Below are 15,007 nucleotides of genomic sequence, written 5' to 3'. Positions count from 1 at the left end.
GGCCTTCAAACCTTAAATGCATTGGCGTTCAAGCTTTTTTGCGGGTCGGGCGTCGAATGCAACGAGCCCGTTCCGACGTGAATCGGAACGGGCTCTTTTTTCATCATGCGGCCGAACGACGCTCTAGCTGCCCGTCTTGCAGTCGGCAAGCATGGGCGGGGCGTTGGGATCGGCGGTGTCGTCGGTGAGCGAACCTTCCGGGCCTTTGGTCCACCACGTGTAGTGATCGCCGACGTATTTCGCCCCCGATCCCGCCAGCACGTTCACAAACAGCATTTTCCGGCCATCGACGGTCAGGAGCGCAAAACTCTGCTTGTTTTTCGTGTTCATGTACTGCACGGTCAGCGTGCTGCCGCCGTGGCATTCGTAACGCAGCGTGTTGGTCGTCGCCGTCTGAATCTGCGGCACGGTCAGCGGCATTGCGGCTGCCGAATGGGTCACGGCCGCGAGACACAGCGTACCCGCCGTCAAGGCGACCGGTCTGATCAGTGGTTTGATCCGCTGGAAAAGCGCCTTCTTCTTTCCATCCTTCATCTTTGCATCCTTTCGTTACCTCTTTCCCGATGAACCCGCCGTGCACCGGCCAGGCTTCAGATGCACGGAGCGGCGTCGAATCCGGCCTGCCGGAAGAGCCTACGCCGTCAAACTACTCACTCAATGCCCGTCACGGGTCGATTACATCCGCGCACGCGTCGGTCGGCGCCGCCGCGACGTGGCCGACCAGCGGCACCATCTTCAATCCCGCCGATGCCACCCGGCACGGCGCCGCCGCCACGCCACACCCCGCCAAACCTGCCAACGTCGCGCACAGCGCGACCATTGCACACCATTTCACTTGAAACCTCCGTGCCGCCCGCGAAAAGCTCGCCGCGAGCGGCGTGTTGCCGTCATCGAGTGGAGACGGGTCTTACCTTAGACGCGGCCAGCTTCGCGCGTTCCCGCGCTTCGTCGGTATCGCGTCCGGTTGCAAGCGCGACGCCCATGCGGCGCTTCGCAAAACTTTCCGGTTTGCCGAAGAGGCGCAGGTCCGAGTCGGGGACGGCGAGCGCGTCGGCAACGCCTTCGAACGCGACGCCCGCTTCGTCCAGCCCGCCATAAATCACCGCCGATGCACCCGGCGCGCGCAACGTCGTATCGACGGGAAGCCCGAGGATCGCGCGCGCGTGCAGGTCGAATTCGGAGAAGCGCTGCGTGGCGAGCGTGACCAGACCCGTGTCATGCGGTCGAGGGCTGACCTCGGAGAACCAGACGTCGTCGCCGCGCACGAACAATTCGACCCCGAACAATCCGCGGCCACCAAGCGCGGTGGTGACTTTCTCGGCAACATCGCGCGATTTTGCAAGCGCGGCGGCGCTCATTGCCTGCGGTTGCCACGATTCCACGTAGTCGCCCGCCACCTGGACATGGCCGATCGGTTCGCAGAAATATGTCTGCAGGTCGCCCGTTTCCGCGCTGACCGCGCGCACGGTGAGCTGCGTGATCTCATACTCGAAGTCGATAAACCCTTCCACGATCACGCGGCCATGATTGACGCGGCCGCCGGCCATAGCGTGCTGCCAGGCCTGTTCGATATCCGCAGCGCTTTTGAGCACCGACTGCCCCTTGCCCGACGACGACATCACCGGCTTCACCACGCACGGAAAACCGATCTTGCCGATGGCCGCCGTCATCTCGTCGAGCGACTCGGCGAACGCATACGGCGACGTCGGCAGGCCGAGCGTTTCTGCAGCGAGACGGCGAATGCCTTCGCGGTTCATGGTGAGCTGCGTCGCGCGAGCGGTCGGGATCACGACGGCGAGCCGCTCGGCTTCGATTTCAGCGAGGGTATCGGTAGCTATGGCCTCGATCTCCGGCACGATCAAATGCGGCCGCTCGGCTTCAATCAACGCGCGCAAAGCCGCGCCGTCGGTCATGTCGATCACGTGCGAACGATGCGCGACCTGATGGCCGGGGGCATCGGCGTAACGGTCGACCGCGATCGTCTCCACGCCGAGGCGCTGCAACGCGATAATCACTTCCTTGCCGAGTTCGCCCGCGCCGAGCAGCATCACGCGCGTCGCGCCGGGCGTGAGCGGCGTGCCGATGTTCGTCGGCTGATTCAGCGGCTGCAAGCCCGATTGTGGGGAAGAAACGGCGGACGCAGCGGACTTCGCGCTCTGCATGGATGCTCCAGAAAAAGAGGCCAGATAAGCCCGCGATGTTAACATGCGCACCCTTTCCCGAACACGATCGGTGTTGCGTTTCCGGGCGCGGCCTGGCGCAAGCGCGATGACGTGGAGGTTGGTCGCCGGCCTTCTGCGCGGGCGCTTGCGCCGCATCGGACGGGAGGCTCGGCTGACTTTTCTTTACATGTTGCAATGACTTTGCCGCAATCTGCCTTGGTCAATCTTAGGACGAGTGCGATACCCTTACGGTTTTGCCAGCTCCCGAGGAAATTCCATGTCGATGCAGCCTTCCCGTTCGCAACCTGCGCGTGTTTCGGCGCGCAGCCGGGTCCATGCTGCGTTCCCGCGTTCCCGGCCTGCATTTGCCGCCGTGGCGTCGATCGTGACCCTCGCTTTTGGTGCGGCGCTTGCAGGTTGCACGATGCCGACACATCCGGACAGCGCCGCGCCGCCGACCGATCCTTACAACCCGGCCGCAACCCAGCTTCTCGACGATACCCAATGGCAACTCACCGGCTGGGCCGATGCCGACGGCAAGACGCGCCCGGTCCCGTCGAGTCCGGCGGGTGGTGCTGGCGGCAGCGCTGGCGGCAGCACTGGCGGCGCGCCGATCACCCTGAATTTTTCGACGCAAGGCGGCCAACGCAAAACAAACGGCTTTTCCGGATGCAACCGTTTCGCCGGCACCTACGACCTGGCCGACGGCAAGCTGTCTTTCGGCCCTCTTGCCAGCACGCGGATGGCCTGCGCGCCGGGACCGGGCAGCGCGCTCGAACAACCGTTCCTGCATGGGCTGACGGACATCGAAAAGACCGGCGTGCAAATGCAGCCGCCGCAGCAATTGCAGATCACGCTCAAGAACGGCGATGTGATGACGTTCACACAAGGCGCGCAACCTTGAGATCGATGAAAACCGGTTTGGAAGGTTGAGGTTAAGAGGCGCGCGTTGCATTCGAGGGCGGTCGTCCCGGAGTCTGATGGACATTGGGCGTTGTGGACATTGTCGCCTTCGAGTCAAGACATTCGGCACGCAGGCGTTTGACGGTTCGTTTGGCTATTCATCTTCGAAACGGAATCTGAACGCCCAATGAACGCCCGCTGACGCGGCTAACATCGTCCCGATGCATCAATCGTCACCTGCGGCCGAATGCTTGATCGCTTGACCACCGCCCGCCCTCGCCGCGTTCAGGGCGGTTAAACTCGGCGGTATCGATTCATCTGATTCATTTTGTCCGAGCCTGGGTTCGCTGCTCACATCGCTTACATCATTCCTGGTTCCTTGCATGCACACGGTAGTTTTCGGCTGGTTCGGTGCTTCGGCCGTCTGGTTCATCCCCCTTCTCTGGCGCATCGTCAAGTCCGTTCTTCCCAACGGCGGCGGCCTGCGCGGTCCGGGCACGATTCGGCTTTGGCTCGGTTTCATCTGCGTGCTCCTCTCGAGCTGCACGCTAGAGGCAGCACTGTTTCATTCCTTCGCATTCGCCACCGATGTCAACCATCTCGGGCACGCGTTGCTGGTCGGCCTGGGCGGACAGGCCGGCGTCGTCAGTACGCCGGCTGCGCTGAGCGTAGGGGCCGGTGCGGGCGTCGTGTTCCTTATCAGCTTGCCGTGGCTCTGCGGGTTCCAGTGGCGCGATACCCTTGGCTGGGCAAACGGCGCGTTCGGCCTGGGTCTGAAACCGGAGTGGTTCACGCCACGGGAACGGACAGTCCGCGAGAAACCGGCGCGCGGACGGGCATCGCGCGACAAGGTGGAAACGCGGGGTGCAAGCACGGGGCTCGGCAGTTTCAAGTCAGGCAGCGCGGTGGGGAGCGGCGTCACGACTTCTGGCAGAACCTCCCACGATGCTCCGGCGCTAGGCTTGCCGACAGCTACGCAACGCCCAAGTGGGCGCTATCAGCGGCCGACAGTCTGGCGTCCGCAGCCGGCACGGCGTAGCGACGCAGAGCGGCCGTTGCGCGGACCCGAGGCCGCGCGCCCGAGCGAACCCTTGTCGCCGACACATCGTGAACCGGGTGCGGCCAAAGACAGCTATTCGGACCGCTTCCCCGATGCACGCCCGGCCGCTTCGCACGGCGTTCGTGGAGCAGGTGCGCGGGAGCCGCTCGAACCCATCGCGCCGGCGGGATGGCTGAAGACAGGGTCGGCGGCGGGAGCGTCGTCGGGAACGCGGGAAAGCGCAGCGCGTGTGAACGCGTCCGCGGCGGTGACGGGCGCGGGATCGGCTGGTGTCACGCGCGGCGCGGGTACGGCGGGTAGCGTGCCGTCTGCTATCGCTGCGACCTCGACAACACGCGCAACCGGCCATTCTGCGGATACTGCCGCGTCGCGGCGTCCAGACGTATCGCGGTCATCGCTGAACCGGAGCGCACCGGGCGCCGTTCGTGCGTCAGGTTCCTCCAGCGTTCCTCACGCCGCTTCGCGCAATACATCGACGAAACCTGGCCCCGGCAAGTCGGCTCCTCCGGTCGTCTCGATCGACTCTTTTTTTGCTGCGACAACGGCGTCCGAGGCAGTTCCCGCCAAGCCCGCCGGTCCGCCTCCGGCACCTGAGCGTATCAAGGAGACGCTGCGCTCCATCGAACAAAGCACGGCGCAATGGACCACACGCGCAGGTGTCGCCGATACCGCGCTGGAAGCCGGAGGAGCGTCGCCAGATACACAGGATGCGGCCAAGGGACATGACGCAGCGGCCTTGAACGCTTCGGGTACTTCGGGTACTTCCGATACGCTAGCCGCTTCGGCCAGTTCCGCCGCTGGTACCGTTTCTCCAGAGTCCTTAGCTATTGGTACGCCCGCGGCAACGCTTCCGACCGGTCCGGCATCGACGATAACCAACTCATCCGCGAACCAGACCGAGCAGCCGGGAGTGACGGAAGGCGTCGCGTCCAGGTCGGCATCGAGTGTTGCGGGCACGTATTCATCGAGCACTTTGCTACGCGACGGCTACACCTTTGCCTCGGGCGCCCAGGCTGCCGTGCGCGAACCGACGCAACCGGAGACCAGCGAGAACGCAAGCGCGAACAACGCGGACATCCGCAACAACGACGCCCTGCCCTATCCCGCATCCCCGACACCCCGCGACAACGGTGTTCAACAAACATCGGTAACTGCCCCAACCAGCACGCAATTTACCGATGCGCGTTCGAACCCGCCTGTGCAGCGCACCGACAGCGATGCGACTACACATCGGACGTCGAATCCGACAGGGTCGGCCGACATCGATGGAATCGCGTATCTGGCCTCTTCCGACATTGCAGGAAACCCCGCGCACACCCCATCGAACGGTTCATTTGCGCACGCGGAACCGGTAACGCCTGACACGACAACGGCAGCCTCTACACCCGCTCACACGCCGGCTCATCTCGCCGATCTCCCGCCGTGGGCCGTGCGCGCCGGTCAAACGCACCCGGTTCCGACGACGCATGAAATCGTCCCGGCGACACCCGCATCGCCGCTATCGGGAAGCCCCGCAACCGCGCCCACGGGCCACGTCCACACGCCGCCGTGGCAAGCGGATGCGAGCGCCACGCGTGCGCCGTTCAGAGTCGTCGATACGCCGTACACCATGCCGGACGAAACCGCCGCGAGCGTTGCAACCCGCACCGAGACCCCGAACGGATACGCGACACCAACGCCATCCGACGGCCCAACTGCACCCGAAGCGCAACCAGACCCGATCCCAGACCACGCGTCGAACGTCGTCCACTTCCCGCGCGCGAGCACAAGCCCGCCTCCCGCGCCTGAAACAACGCCGCAGCAACCCCAGCAACCCGATACCCGCCCGCCGGTGCGCGGTTTCATCGCGACCGAATTCGAGTTCCACGCGCCCGCGGCATCCGCCGTCGATCTCCCCGGCCTCGATCTCCTCGAGCCTGCATCCGACGAAGTCGAACCTGTTTCAGAACAACATCTCGCCGAAACGGGCCAGTTGATCGAGCAGCGCCTGCAGGAATTCAAAGTACCGGTGACCGTGGTCGGCGCATCTGCGGGACCGGTCATCACGCGCTTCGAAGTCGAACCGGCGCTTGGCGTGCGCGGCAGCCAGATCGTCGGCCTGATGAAGGACCTCTCCCGCGGACTAGGACTCACGTCCATCCGCGTGGTCGAAACGATTCCCGGCAAGACCTGCATGGGGCTTGAACTGCCGAACGCCAAGCGGCAGATGATCCGGCTCTCCGAAATCCTGGAAGCCGATGTCTATCGCGACTCGAAGTCGTTCTTAACGATCGCGATGGGCAAGGACATCATCGGCAATCCGGTCGTGACCGACCTCGCGCGCGCGCCGCACATGCTGGTCGCGGGCACGACGGGTTCCGGCAAATCGGTGGCGATCAACGCGATGATCCTCTCGCTGCTGTACAAGGCGAAACCGGAAGACGTGCGCCTGATCATGATCGACCCGAAGATGCTGGAATTGTCGGTGTACGAAGGCATTCCGCATCTGCTCGCACCGGTCGTGACCGACATGAAGCTCGCCGCGAACGCGCTGAACTGGTGTGTCGGGGAAATGGAGAAGCGTTACAAGCTGATGTCGGCGGTGGGCGTGCGCAACCTGCAGGGTTTCAACCAGAAAATCCGCAATGCCGAAGCGGCGGGCAAGAAGCTGACGAACCCGTTCTCGCTCACGCCCGATGCGCCCGAACCGCTCGCCAAACTGCCGATGATCGTAGTCGTCATCGACGAGCTCGCCGACCTGATGATGGTCGCTGGCAAGCAGATCGAGCAGTTGATCGCGCGTTTGGCGCAGAAGGCGCGCGCCGCCGGCATTCACCTGATTCTCGCGACGCAGCGGCCCTCGGTGGATGTGATCACCGGGCTGATCAAGGCGAACATTCCGACGCGGGTGGCGTTCCAGGTGTCATCGAAGATCGATTCGCGCACGATCCTCGACCAGATGGGCGCGGAGTCCCTGCTCGGCGCCGGCGACATGCTGTTCCTGCCGCCCGGTACCGGCTATCCGCAACGCGTGCATGGCGCGTTTGTCGCCGATGAAGAAGTGCATAGCGTCGTGGAGTATCTGAAGCAGTTCGGCGAACCGGAGTACGAGGAAGGGATCCTGTCGGGACCGACGCCCGAAGGCGGCACGCCGGACCTCTTCGGCGATACGCCGGATGCCGAAGCCGATCCGCTTTACGACGAAGCCGTGTCATTCGTGTTGCGTACCCGCCGGGCATCGATTTCGTCAGTGCAGCGGCAATTGCGCATCGGCTATAACCGCGCCGCGCGGCTCGTCGAACAGATGGAAACAGCAGGCCTGGTTTCGCCGATGGGCACGAACGGGAACCGCGAAGTGCTTGCACCGGGACCGTCGGAATAAGCGATGCCCGGAGGGTGAAAAGCGCCCGGGCATCGACCGCATCACTTCACCACAACCGCAAGCGCCGCAGCAAATACAGCGTGAAGGCGGCGCAAACGGCCATCACGCCCATGACGATCAGGAACGAATGATTGTTGTGCGTGCCGGGCAGCCCGGCGACATTCATGCCGAAGATACCGGACACGAGCGTCGCGGGCATCAGCAACGCGGACATGACCGCGAGCCACAGCAGCTTGCGGTTGATGTCCTCCGACAGCAACGCAGCGATCTCGTCCTGCAGCAGCTTCGAGCGTTCGTATTGCGCCTCGAGCCCGGCGCCCAGCCCGTTTAGCACTTGAATGGCCTGGATCAGCGTTTCCATCGACCGGGGTTCGGCCCATTCGAGCCGCCGCAACACCAGTTGCGTCAGAGCGTTGCGCTCGGGATCTACAAACCGCTTCACCTCCACCAGCCGCCGCCGCACCGACCCCAGCTCCGCGCGCCAATTCGAATGTCGACCGTCAAGCACGCCCTCCTCGACGTCGTCGAGCCGGTCGCCGATTTCATCGATACGATCAGCAAACGTCTCGTTCAACGCACGAATCAGGCCGGCGAAAAGATCGACGGTATCGCGGAACATCGCACCTTCGAGCACGGCGTGACGCAGCCGGTCGGTGGATTGCAGCGGCTGTGCGCGCACCGTGATCATGCGGTTCTTATCGACGTAAAAGCGCAACGCGCCCGTCGCCCGGCGCGTGGCCTGCGCGTTCGGATCGTTGTCGGGCGTTTCCGCGACGCGCTCCAGGTCCGCCACGACGCCGTACATGAACGTCCCGCCCATGTGCACGCGTGGGCGCTTGTCCTCACCGTTCAGGAATTCGCGGGCGACATCGGGCATTGCTGTGACGCCGGTCAGCCAGCTTTCGACGGTGTCGTCGTTGGCGCTCAAATGCAGCCACGTAGGGCCTTCGCCAGCGATCTCGCGCCGCGCTTCATCCCAGGACAGCCGTAAAGCCTCTGCGCCGGCAAAACGGAACGCACAGATGAAACCCGGCGGCGTAGGCGCGTCGTGCGGCGTATTTCCGGCGGTGAGACCAGACTCCCTGCTTATTGCTGACGTAATGTTCAACTTTAAATTCCTTCCATACCGGGACAACCCGCGGGACGAACCGCGGGACAACCCGGCCTTACTGGTTAAATCAAAACCACGTTACTTGAGAACCAAGAAAACTGTGCGAGCCGCGAATCACTGACGACCCGCGACCCGCACACTTGAAAAAATAATCTTCAGGATGGCGAAACGAACTTGAAATCGACCGGTGAGCCGATCTCCAGGCGCTTCGGATCGGACGCAAGTTCGCCTGTGTCCGGATTGCGCCTGAAAAAGTAGACGCTGTCGCTGTCCTGATTGCCGACGATCAGCCAGCGCCCGGTCGGATCGATCGCAAATTCGCGCGGCGTCTTGCCGAGCGTCGAAGTGCGGCCGAGCAGCTTGAGGTGACCATCGGACGGATTCACGGCGTACGTCAGGATTTCGTTCACATCGCCGCGATTGGTGGCGTAGAGGAAGCGGCCATCCGGCGACAGATGGATCGCGCCGCCGCCTACCTTGCCCTTGAAGCCGGGCGAGGTCATCGGCAAGGTTTGCCTCAACGTGAGTTTGCCGTCGTCATAGTCGTACACCGATACCGACGCATTCATTTCGGTCGTGAGGTAGGCATGTTTGCCCGCCTGATCGAAGATCAGGTGGCGCGGCCCGGAACCGGGTTTCACCAGCGTGTAGCGCTGCTCGGTCGGCCCGAACAAACCGCGGCTGCCGTCGGGCGTATACCTGTACGAATAGATCTTGTCCGCCCCCAGGTCCTGCGCGAACAGGTAACGGCCATCGGGCGAAAACACGGTCGAGTGCACATGCGAATTGTCCTGGCGCCCTTTCACGGGACCGCTGCCGTCGTGATGCACGGTCAGCACGGACGGATCGACCCGGTCGCCTTCCAGCGGAAACACGGCGAAACTGCCACCCGGATTCGATGCCACCGAGTAGTTGGCTGCCAGCAGATACCGGCCATCCGGCGATAGAGCCAGATACGCGGGATCGTTGCCATCGGAAGAGACGCGGTTCACGAACGTGAGCTGACCGCTGGGCGGATCGAAGCGGAATGCGCTGATGCCGCCGCGCTGCGAAGCGGGTCCGTTATCGCCGGGAAGCTCGTTGACGGCGTAGACATGCTGCCGGTCGTGGCTCACCACGAGATACGACGGATTCACCGTCTGCGCGGATGCAAGGCGCGTGATCGCACCGGTGCCCGCATCGAACCGGTACACGTAGATTCCCTCGCTCTTGCCGCTGCCGGTGTAGGTGCCCACGAGCAAGTCGAATACACCGTTACCGGATGCACCGGAAGCAGTCGTCGACGTGCCGGCAGCCGTACCCGAGCCTTGCGCGAAAGCTTGGGCCGCAGCAAGCGACAACACAGCGGCGACACCCGCCGCGACACTTCTTGACATCAATCGCGGCCGCCCGACATGACGCTCGGCGCGAGCTAAACCCGCCGATCCAGCGGCGCGGCACGATGTTTGCGTGGGACCGAAGCCCCGGACACGGAGCGTAGAAGGAAACCGACGGGTAAAACGCGTCAAGTGAGTGAAATGGGTGAAATCAGCCAATTGCATATCGCCTCCTGATCATTCGTTATTAGGCTTGTTTCAGGGCTTGTTTCAAGGTACGCGAGCCGTGGAAAGCGCCCGATTGTCACCAGTCACTGCTTTGGCGCATGATGCAGACCCATTCCCATCAAAAAATCAACAAGGAGTCACCATGGATATCCATCTGAGCCTCGGACCGCTGGTTGCGCTGATAGCAGGCATTTTGATCCTGATCGTGCCGCGCTTGCTGAACTTCATCGTCGCGATTTACCTCATCATCATCGGACTGATCGGCGTGTTCGGACTGAGCGCGACCCATTTCTGACGGCGACGGCCCGGCAACTGCCGTCGCACTGGCATCCGTGATGCGCTCCGTAAGACGCTGTTATTGGAGCGAGGTTCCGGTAGACGAGCAAACGCCTTACGCGGGGGCGGAATCCGCGATCCCGCGCGCTAGAAATGTCCTGAAGTCGAACGATGGGCGCAGCGTGTTGCCACGCAATCGGTATCAGTGTCAGTTGTTGGCAAGCTGCTCGAGCCGCATGCGGCCCTGCAGCGACAAGCCGCCCACAGCGGTATGCCCGTTGACCTCGCGATGCCGCGTGAAGCACGCACGTTCGATCAGGAACGACGCAGCGGTTTCCATCCCATTGCGGGACAGGCCGAGATTTTGGTAATTGAGATCCAGGAGCGTGTTTTGATCGGCGATACGGCTCGCAGCCGACAGGATGGCGATGCAATCAGCTCTCGACGGATTCAGCATGGCTTTCACTTTCGATGTCCTCGAAACGTTAAGCAAGCAGGGAGCGCGTGACGTGCATCAACGAGCCCGGTGCCGTGGACTCGCGCAACATTCTCAGGCCTTACCGTCGTGCGCCAGGTTTCATTCTAAGCATTTGTCACACGTTTTTTCAACAGGCGTTTTTGCAAGGAGGCCCGGGCCCGGTATGACGAATCGAAGCGGGTTGAAACGTGAGACTGAAGCCGCGAACGCGGAGATGACAGACATGCATGAAAGACGCGCATGAAAGGAGCGCATGAAAGACATGGGACACGAATGCGCTTCATAATCGGACGCTCGAAGGACTGGAAGAGCCTGGCCTCCCCTAACCACGCGGCGCCTGAACGTCGGCCGCATCGACCTCTTATGACTAGCCCATGCCCGCATTGATCGAGGACTACGCCCTGGTCGGCGACGGTCACACCGCCGCCCTGATCTCAAAAGAAGGCTCGATAGACTGGCTATGCTGGCCGCGCTTCGACTCCGGCGCGTGTTTCGCGGCCCTGCTGGGCACGCCGGAAAACGGCCGCTGGCTCATCACGCCCGACCTGCCCGACGGCGCCCCGGCGCCGGTCATCACCCGCCGGTATCGCGGCGATACGCTGATCCTGGAAACCGATTTCGAGACGCCCGAAGGAAAAGTGTCGCTCATCGACTTCATGCCGGTCCGCGATGGCGCGTCCGACCTGGTGCGCATCGTGGTGGGCCGGCGCGGCACGGTGAAGATGAAGATGGAACTGGTGCTGCGCTTCGATTACGGTTCCTCCATTCCCTGGGTCAGCCGGCTCCCCGATGAAAGCGGTATTCGCGCAATCGCCGGTCCCGATCTGTGCGTGTTGCGCACGCCCATCGAACTCAGCGGCGAGAATATGCGCACCGTCGGCGAATTCACGGTGAGCGAGGGCGAGCGCGTCCCCTTCTCGCTCGTGTATTCGCAGTCGCACTTGCGCCTGCCGCGCGCGCTCGATCCCCATACGCAGTTCGCCCGCACCGAGAACTTCTGGCTGGAATGGTCGGGCCGCAGCAACCTCGACGGCCGCTGGGGTCCGGCCATCCGCCGCTCGCTGATCACGCTCAAGGCGCTGGCCTACGAACCGACCGGCGGGATTGTCGCCGCTCCTACCACGTCGTTGCCGGAGCAACTGGGCGGCACGCGCAACTGGGATTATCGATACTGCTGGCTACGCGACGCTACCATCACCCTGCTCGCCATGATGCGCAGCGGCTACTACGACGAAGCGCGCGCCTGGCGCGCTTGGCTGGGCCGCGTGATGGCCGGGTCGCCGGATCAGGTGCAGATCATGTACGGCATTGCGGGCGAGCGGCGCCTGCCCGAATGGGAAGTCGACTGGCTGGCGGGTTACGAGAACTCAAAGCCGGTGCGCATTGGCAATGGTGCGGTCAACCAGTTGCAACTCGATGTCTACGGCGAAGTGATGAACGCGCTGCATCTTGCACGCGTGGGCGGCCTGCAAGCCGACGACACCGTATGGTCGATCCAGCGCGCCATGCTCAATCACCTGGACACCGTCTGGCAGGAAGCCGACGAAGGCATCTGGGAAACGCGCGGCGGGCGTCAGCAATTCACCTTTTCGAAGGTCATGGCGTGGGTGGCTTACGACCGCGCGATCAAATCGGCGGAACAGTTCGAGCTGGAAGGCCCGCTCGACCACTGGCGCAACCTGCGCACGACCATTCACGCGGACGTGTGCGAGAAAAGCTGGAATCCGTCGATGAACTCGTTCGCCCAGACCTACGGCGGCAAAGATCTCGATGCCAGCCTGCTGCTGATTCCGCTGCTCGGCTTTCTGCCACCGGAAGATCCTCGCGTGATCTCCACGGTTCACGCCATCGAACGGGATCTCACCCATGACGGCCTGGTCAAGCGATATCACACGTCCGAAGTAGAGGACGGCCTGCCGCCCGGGGAAGGCACGTTCCTGGCATGCAGCTTCTGGCTGGTCGATAACCTCGCGTTGCAGGGCCGCCACGAGGAAGCGTATGCAATGTTTGAGCGTTTGCTGGGCCTGGCGAACGACGTCGGCCTGCTGGCCGAGGAATATGACACGGTCGCGAAACGTCTGGTTGGTAACTTTCCGCAGGCATTTACGCATGTCGCGCTCGTGCATACCGGCATGAACCTGATGCGGCACGAACAAGGCATGGCGAAGGCAACAGGCCAGCCCGCGTCGCGTCAGGACAAACCCTCGGACGCAGCACACGCAAAAGAAAGCAAATCGTAATGTTGTTCGAATGATTGACGAAAATTAACAACTTCAACGCAAAATTCATGCGGAATAGCGGTGAAGAACACGTATGTTGCGTTGCACAAAAGCGTGTTCTTAGCTATGATCGAAAGAGGCTTTCCGACCGGTCGTTCGGCGAATAGGGTTTTGAATCGGCTTTGAATTTGCTTTGATTCCGGGTTCAAAATTGGGGTCTGGTGTAACGGCTTAGCCGGCATGTGTTTCGTGTGCTGTTCCATGTTCAGCCAAGAAGGCGCAATGCCGGCTTAAAGCCCCGTCCCCAGTCCCTGCTCCATTCCCCGTGACCCCTCGTGAAGTCAATAAGTAACAACGAATAACTGCCAGCACCAGCAATTCGGTGCAATCGACGACCTGCACGCCGAGCCGGGAACCAGCGAAACGCTGACCCTGCATGACGCCACCGCCGATAGAGGCCAACCGCCGGAAACGCTCCCGAACACGGGTGCAGCCGGTTTTACACAGGTCAGACATGCTCTATCAATTCCACGAGTTTCAGCGGGCCATGTTGAGTCCCCTCACGGCATGGGCGGAAGCGGCATCGAAGTCGTTCACCAACCCTTCCAGCCCGCTCGCGTATGTGCCGGGTTCCACGCGGCTCGCGGCCGGCTACGAATTGCTGTACCGCCTGGGCAAGGATTACGAAAAGCCGGAGTTCGAACTGCATCAGATCGAGAAGAACGGCCATGCCATTCCTATCGTCGAGCAGATCGTGATGGAAAAACCCTTCTGCAGACTGATCCGCTTTAAGCGCTTCTCCGACGACAGCGCGACCGTCACCGAGCTCAAGACCGAACCTATTGTGCTGGTCTGCGCCCCGCTGTCGGGTCACCACTCCACGCTGTTGCGCGACACGGTGAAGACGCTGCTGCACGATCACAAGGTCTATCTGACGGACTGGCTCGACGCCCGCATGGTGCCGCTCGAAGACGGGTCGTTCCATCTCGATGACTACGTGCAGTACATCCAGGATTTCATCCGCCAGATTGGCGCGAAAGACCTGCACGTGATCTCGGTATGCCAGCCGACCGTGCCGGTGCTCGCCGCAATCTCGTTGATGGCGAGCCGCGGTGAAGACACGCCGCGCACCATGACCATGATGGGCGGCCCTATCGATGCGCGCCGCAGCCCCACGTCGGTCAACTCGCTCGCAAGCGAACATTCATACGAATGGTTCGAGAACAACGTGATCTACACGGTGCCGGCGAATTATCCGGGCGTAGGCCGGAAGGTCTATCCGGGCTTTCTGCAGCATGCCGGTTTTGTCGCGATGAACCCTGAGCGGCACGTGACGGCGCATTGGGACTTCTATCAGAACCTGATGCGTGGTGACGACGAAGATGCGGAGCAACATCGCCGCTTCTACGACGAATACAACGCCGTGCTCGACATGGACGCCGACTATTATCTGGACACCATTCGCGTCGTGTTCCAGGAGTTCCGCCTGGCCGAAGGCACGTGGGACGTCAATGGAGAGCTCGTGCGTCCGCAGGACATCCAGAACACGGCACTGCTGACCATCGAAGGCGAACTCGACGACATTTCCGGCAGCGGTCAGACACGCGCGGCACATGACCTGTGCACCGGCATTCCGGCGAAGAACAAACGCCACTACATGGCTGAGAAAGCAGGCCATTACGGCATTTTCTCGGGACGCCGCTGGCGCACGATGGTATATCCGCAACTGCGCGAATTCATTCTCACGCACGACAAGGCGCCGAAAAAGGAAGCTGTCCCTGCTTGATTGCCGGCTGGGGAAAAAGCGCCTGAAATTAATTGGCACGACAAAACACGCCGCGTAAAACGCGGCGTGTTTCATTTGCGGCCCCTCCTCTGCCGTTTGCTTTTTCC

General features: G+C 62.4%; 11 protein-coding genes. 5 read left to right on the top strand and 6 right to left on the bottom strand.

What is annotated here, in order from left to right:
* Positions 1–123 precede the first annotated feature (123 nt).
* From ACSOSP_RS00305 to purT, 3 genes are all read right to left on the bottom strand, one after another.
* Complete coding sequence (locus ACSOSP_RS00305; protein ID WP_455308914.1) at positions 124–534, bottom strand: MliC family protein; 411 nt, start codon at positions 532–534, stop codon at positions 124–126.
* 130 nt (positions 535–664) lie between these two features.
* Positions 665–820: a DUF6726 family protein gene (locus tag ACSOSP_RS00300; protein ID WP_455311043.1), complete on the bottom strand. Its 156-nt coding sequence runs from the start codon at positions 818–820 to the stop codon at positions 665–667.
* A 67-nt stretch (positions 821–887) separates the two neighbouring features.
* Complete coding sequence (gene purT / locus ACSOSP_RS00295) at positions 888–2,162, bottom strand: formate-dependent phosphoribosylglycinamide formyltransferase (protein WP_455308913.1); 1,275 nt, start codon at positions 2,160–2,162, stop codon at positions 888–890.
* A 283-nt stretch (positions 2,163–2,445) separates the two neighbouring features.
* Here purT and ACSOSP_RS00290 point away from each other — a divergent pair, with 283 nt between their 5' ends.
* Together ACSOSP_RS00290 and ACSOSP_RS00285 are read left to right on the top strand one after the other, a co-directional pair.
* Positions 2,446–3,066: an META domain-containing protein gene (locus tag ACSOSP_RS00290; RefSeq protein WP_455311042.1), complete on the top strand. Its 621-nt coding sequence runs from the start codon at positions 2,446–2,448 to the stop codon at positions 3,064–3,066.
* 382 nt (positions 3,067–3,448) lie between these two features.
* Positions 3,449–7,486 carry a DNA translocase FtsK gene (locus ACSOSP_RS00285; protein WP_455308912.1) on the top strand — a complete coding sequence of 1,346 codons (4,038 nt, stop codon included), beginning with the start codon at positions 3,449–3,451 and terminating at the stop codon, positions 7,484–7,486.
* A 46-nt stretch (positions 7,487–7,532) separates the two neighbouring features.
* On the opposite strand, the gene ACSOSP_RS00280 is transcribed toward ACSOSP_RS00285, so the two are convergent.
* Together ACSOSP_RS00280 and ACSOSP_RS00275 are read right to left on the bottom strand one after the other, a co-directional pair.
* Positions 7,533–8,594 carry a transporter gene (locus ACSOSP_RS00280; RefSeq protein ID WP_455308911.1) on the bottom strand — a complete coding sequence of 354 codons (1,062 nt, stop codon included), beginning with the start codon at positions 8,592–8,594 and terminating at the stop codon, positions 7,533–7,535.
* Positions 8,595–8,752: 158 nt separating this feature from the next.
* Entirely contained in the window at positions 8,753–9,973 is a 1,221-nt protein-coding gene (locus ACSOSP_RS00275; protein ID WP_455308910.1) for a lactonase family protein, read from the bottom strand.
* Between the two features lie 310 nt (positions 9,974–10,283).
* Between ACSOSP_RS00275 and ACSOSP_RS00270 the strand changes: the two genes are divergently transcribed.
* A complete protein-coding gene (locus ACSOSP_RS00270; RefSeq protein WP_158936575.1) occupies positions 10,284–10,436 on the top strand; it encodes a DUF3096 domain-containing protein in 153 nt (50 codons plus the stop codon).
* Between the two features lie 189 nt (positions 10,437–10,625).
* On the opposite strand, the gene ACSOSP_RS00265 is transcribed toward ACSOSP_RS00270, so the two are convergent.
* A complete protein-coding gene (locus ACSOSP_RS00265) occupies positions 10,626–10,874 on the bottom strand; it encodes a hypothetical protein (RefSeq protein WP_031361316.1) in 249 nt (82 codons plus the stop codon).
* Between the two features lie 395 nt (positions 10,875–11,269).
* Here ACSOSP_RS00265 and ACSOSP_RS00260 point away from each other — a divergent pair, with 395 nt between their 5' ends.
* Together ACSOSP_RS00260 and ACSOSP_RS00255 are read left to right on the top strand one after the other, a co-directional pair.
* Positions 11,270–13,135 (top strand): glycoside hydrolase family 15 protein, encoded by a 1,866-nt coding sequence (locus ACSOSP_RS00260; RefSeq protein ID WP_455308908.1) that lies wholly within the window; start codon positions 11,270–11,272, stop codon positions 13,133–13,135.
* A 493-nt stretch (positions 13,136–13,628) separates the two neighbouring features.
* The gene (locus tag ACSOSP_RS00255) at positions 13,629–14,900 is read left to right on the top strand and encodes a polyhydroxyalkanoate depolymerase (RefSeq protein ID WP_455308907.1); all 1,272 of its coding nucleotides are present in this window, start codon (positions 13,629–13,631) and stop codon (positions 14,898–14,900) included.
* Positions 14,901–15,007 lie beyond the last annotated feature (107 nt).

The sequence above is a fragment of the Caballeronia sp. KNU42 genome (assembly GCF_053760385.1).
Note: the sequence above shows the minus strand (reverse complement) of the source record. Positions and strands in the feature narration are given on the sequence as shown.

Excerpts from the sequence above, each read along its gene's own strand:
- ACSOSP_RS00305 (WP_455308914.1), bottom strand. The coding sequence starts at position 534 with ATGAAGGATGGAAAGAAGAAGGCGCTTTTCCAGCGGATCAAACCACTG.
- ACSOSP_RS00300 (WP_455311043.1), bottom strand. The coding sequence starts at position 820 with ATGGTCGCGCTGTGCGCGACGTTGGCAGGTTTGGCGGGGTGTGGCGTG.
- purT (WP_455308913.1), bottom strand. The coding sequence starts at position 2,162 with ATGCAGAGCGCGAAGTCCGCTGCGTCCGCCGTTTCTTCCCCACAATCG.
- ACSOSP_RS00290 (WP_455311042.1), top strand. The coding sequence starts at position 2,446 with ATGCAGCCTTCCCGTTCGCAACCTGCGCGTGTTTCGGCGCGCAGCCGG.
- ACSOSP_RS00285 (WP_455308912.1), top strand. The coding sequence starts at position 3,449 with ATGCACACGGTAGTTTTCGGCTGGTTCGGTGCTTCGGCCGTCTGGTTC.
- ACSOSP_RS00275 (WP_455308910.1), bottom strand. The coding sequence starts at position 9,973 with ATGTCAAGAAGTGTCGCGGCGGGTGTCGCCGCTGTGTTGTCGCTTGCT.
- ACSOSP_RS00270 (WP_158936575.1), top strand. The coding sequence starts at position 10,284 with ATGGATATCCATCTGAGCCTCGGACCGCTGGTTGCGCTGATAGCAGGC.
- ACSOSP_RS00265 (WP_031361316.1), bottom strand. The coding sequence starts at position 10,874 with ATGCTGAATCCGTCGAGAGCTGATTGCATCGCCATCCTGTCGGCTGCG.
- ACSOSP_RS00260 (WP_455308908.1), top strand. The coding sequence starts at position 11,270 with ATGCCCGCATTGATCGAGGACTACGCCCTGGTCGGCGACGGTCACACC.
- ACSOSP_RS00255 (WP_455308907.1), top strand. The coding sequence starts at position 13,629 with ATGCTCTATCAATTCCACGAGTTTCAGCGGGCCATGTTGAGTCCCCTC.